Origin of the sequence: Methylobacter marinus A45, from assembly GCF_000383855.1 — a bacterium.
Classification (GTDB): Bacteria; Pseudomonadota; Gammaproteobacteria; order Methylococcales; family Methylomonadaceae; genus Methylobacter; species Methylobacter marinus.
This window is the reverse complement of sequence record NZ_KB912877.1, coordinates 4,981,191-4,984,123: the sequence shown is the minus strand read 5'-3', so window position 1 is coordinate 4,984,123 and position 2,933 is coordinate 4,981,191. Positions and strand designations below refer to the sequence as shown.

Below are 2,933 nucleotides of genomic sequence, written 5' to 3'. Positions count from 1 at the left end.
CCTTGGCGATACGTCGGCCCAGCGGGTCGTAGCGGTACTGGCTGACGCCGTCGGGCGTTTCGGCCCGGATCAGGCGGTTGTCGCTGTCGTAGGCGTAGCGGGTAGTGAGTCGGCCGGCCTGGCTTTCGCTGATGACCTGGCCGAGGGGATTGTACTGGAACCGTAGCTGCGCGTGGCTGTTGTGGGCGCGGGTCAGGCAGCCGAGCGGGTCGTAGCTGAACTCGCTGACCGTGTTGTCCAAGCCAGGTAGGGCGGTTTCGCGCAGCAAACCGCCATTTCAGGCAGGTTCGGTAATATCGCGGAACATCATGGCTTTAAGACTTCATTTGTTGGTGGATTGCCAAAGCAAATCCACCTTGCAAGTCATCCATCATACAGCCATGTCAAGGCATATGAATGGAATCATGGTAAATGACTGGCTTTCGGGCATGTTGAGTCACGAGCTTCACACCAAAAAATGTTGGACTGCAAGACCTGACCCCGTTCTCTGACCCCGTTCTCTGCAGGTTACGCCCTAACTCTTATTTCCTTCACTCCTTTTTCCCTCCATTCAAATTCTACTTCTCCGCTGTTGCTAACACTTATTGGAACTAACAGGCCTTTGCATTGATCAAGAATTTTTACTGAGCCGTTCGCTGTATTGATTAAAAGCAGTTTCATTGAGTCGAGATTAGCCGAAACTTCAGCCAGAGCAACATACTTATCATCAAGACTCCAAACGATGTTTTCAGTAATAAAACTAGGTGTTAACTCAGGCTGGAATCCCACAAATCTTGGCTTAAAGTACATAGGACCGAAATGCATTTCACCCTCAAAAAAAAGGTCTATAGTCAATTTTCCACTGTTAGAAATTATAGTTAAGTCAGCCATAGTTACCTTGGTAATGAATGGGTTGAGACAACTTTTTGTTTCAATATATCTCCAAAGTTCAAAATCTGAATCTGGTGACCTCCTCCGTCACCCCCTGGAAAGTCCTGAGGCCCAGCTATCCCGGATTGATATCTTGTTCCTGGTGCCAATTGTATTTCTGAATAATGAGTTGCATCGTTCCAGTCTGGGTGAACAGCTAATTCTTTTCTTACATAAGATTGATTTGGAGGGGGTTCTAATGTCACCCAACCCCCAGTTGCTCGACCTTGACCATGCGCACGGTATACAGTCATTCCATCAGATCCAACTATATTACTCTCTAATGGTGTATTAGGCATCCAGGGGTTAGACTCCCTAGGTGGTGATAGTAGTTTTGCCGGATCAGTTATTGGTGCACAATCCTTTCCCGTCAACCCCAACGGATCAATCCAGGGCCATAGGATGTGCTGAGGCACGAAGCGCATCGTTCGAGGCATTCATTTATATGGCTATCAAAATTACCCGAATGCCCCTAGTTCATCGGGTAAATACCCTGTTCAACAAACCGGTGAAAACTCGAATGCGGCCAGTCGGCAACTTTCCGTACATAGCCATGCTTGACAGGATTCCAATGGATGTAATCCATATGATTGTTAAAATCGGCTTGGTCACATAATAAACGCGCCCAGAATCGGCGCTGCCATAAGCCGCGTTCCCGGCGCTTGCCCCGGCTTGAGGAAATTCTCTCGCCTTGCGGCATGGCACGGGAAAAATGACCTTTGAGCAGATTCCAGCGCATGGAAAAATCCCCGTCTCCGGGCGATAATGTCCAGATGCAATGCAGATGGTCAGGCAGGATAACGACGGCATTAATCCGGTAAGGCTTGCGCTCCTTGACGTAACGATAAGCGGCTCTCAACAGATCAATCTTTTCCACCAAGAGATAATTATTCCGGCGTTCGGCAAGATTAACGGTGAAGAACCAGGTTGAGCCAGGGGCGTAGATTCGGCGGTAGTCTGTTATTGGTCTGCTTGATGGTTACTCGAACGATGCGCTTCGTACCTCAGCGCATCCTATGGCTCTGCAAACATCTCAATATCATCCATCGCATCTTCTACGCGGCCTGCAAATTTGCTATCTTTTGCCTTTTCTTCTAAAACAGGAATTACTTTTTTTCTATTTATCTTAGAATGAATTCTTGCTATGTGTCCTAAGCAAGTAATGGCTAAGCCACTTACATCTTCATTTTTATGGTTAACCATATTGATACATATCTCTTGAACCCAATCAAAATCATCAACATTAAACGTCACATACAAGAGAGCATTGGTTACTTTCTCAATATCTTCTGAATTTAAAATATCTTCTAGTTCAGCTATAGAATAATCTTTCATTTGGAACAATCCAGCATTTTACCTTTTCTATCTACTTTTCCTGCTTTTTTCAATGCGGCTTGTTGTTCACTATGCAATTTATCCCATTCCCTAACATGCCCATGAAAAAGCTCACTACCGTCTGATAATATTCGTGTTCTATCCATAACAACTATCTCATTATTTGCTACATCCACTCCAACTCTTCGGGGAGAGGTATCTTTAACTTGGACAGAGTTGTCTAAAGCCGCTTGCCCATTAATTGGCGCTCTACTTTTTACTGAATTATCTATCTTTCCATGGTATGGGGCATCCTTATATATACTGGTCAACCCCAACGGATCAATCCAATTGACCGGATTAACCGCATACTGGAACAGATTCACGCCGCCGGCCAGCCCTATCGGATCCTGATGGATGAAGCGCCCGGCCTGGGGATCATAATACCGGTGCAGATTGTAATGCAGCCCCGTCTCGGCATCAAAATACTGCCCCTGAAACCGCAGCGGATTATCGATGTCGGCCACATCGGCCAGGGCCAGCGAACCATAAGCCCGGTAGCGGGCCGACCAGACGATTTTCCCAGTCGTATCGGTCAGCTCGCGCGGTGTGCCCAGATGATCCAGGTGGTAGTAATAGACCTGTGAGGCCGCGCCGCCGGCCTGGTCGATGCAGGCCAAGGGCCGGAAGCCGCCGGGCTCGAACAGATA

5 protein-coding genes are annotated in these 2,933 nt (G+C 47.5%); all 5 read right to left on the bottom strand.

Translation table 11 applies throughout. The annotated features are described in order from the left end of the window. The coding region (locus METMA_RS28325; RefSeq protein ID WP_198014612.1) for an RHS repeat domain-containing protein at positions 1–268 on the bottom strand (268 nt) is incomplete at its 3' end. 239 nt (positions 269–507) lie between these two features. Next, complete coding sequence (locus METMA_RS0123535; protein ID WP_020161582.1) at positions 508–870, bottom strand: hypothetical protein; 363 nt, start codon at positions 868–870, stop codon at positions 508–510. A 511-nt stretch (positions 871–1,381) separates the two neighbouring features. Continuing rightward, complete coding sequence (locus METMA_RS0123525; RefSeq protein WP_027147571.1) at positions 1,382–1,873, bottom strand: REP-associated tyrosine transposase; 492 nt, start codon at positions 1,871–1,873, stop codon at positions 1,382–1,384. 50 nt (positions 1,874–1,923) lie between these two features. Next, on the bottom strand, positions 1,924–2,244 hold the full coding sequence (locus tag METMA_RS0123520; RefSeq protein WP_020161579.1) for a hypothetical protein: 321 nt from the start codon (positions 2,242–2,244) through the stop codon (positions 1,924–1,926). Further along, positions 2,241–2,933: RHS repeat-associated core domain-containing protein (locus tag METMA_RS27945; protein ID WP_027147570.1), on the bottom strand; the 693-nt coding region annotated here is incomplete at its 5' end. The genes METMA_RS0123520 and METMA_RS27945, both read right to left, overlap by 4 nt.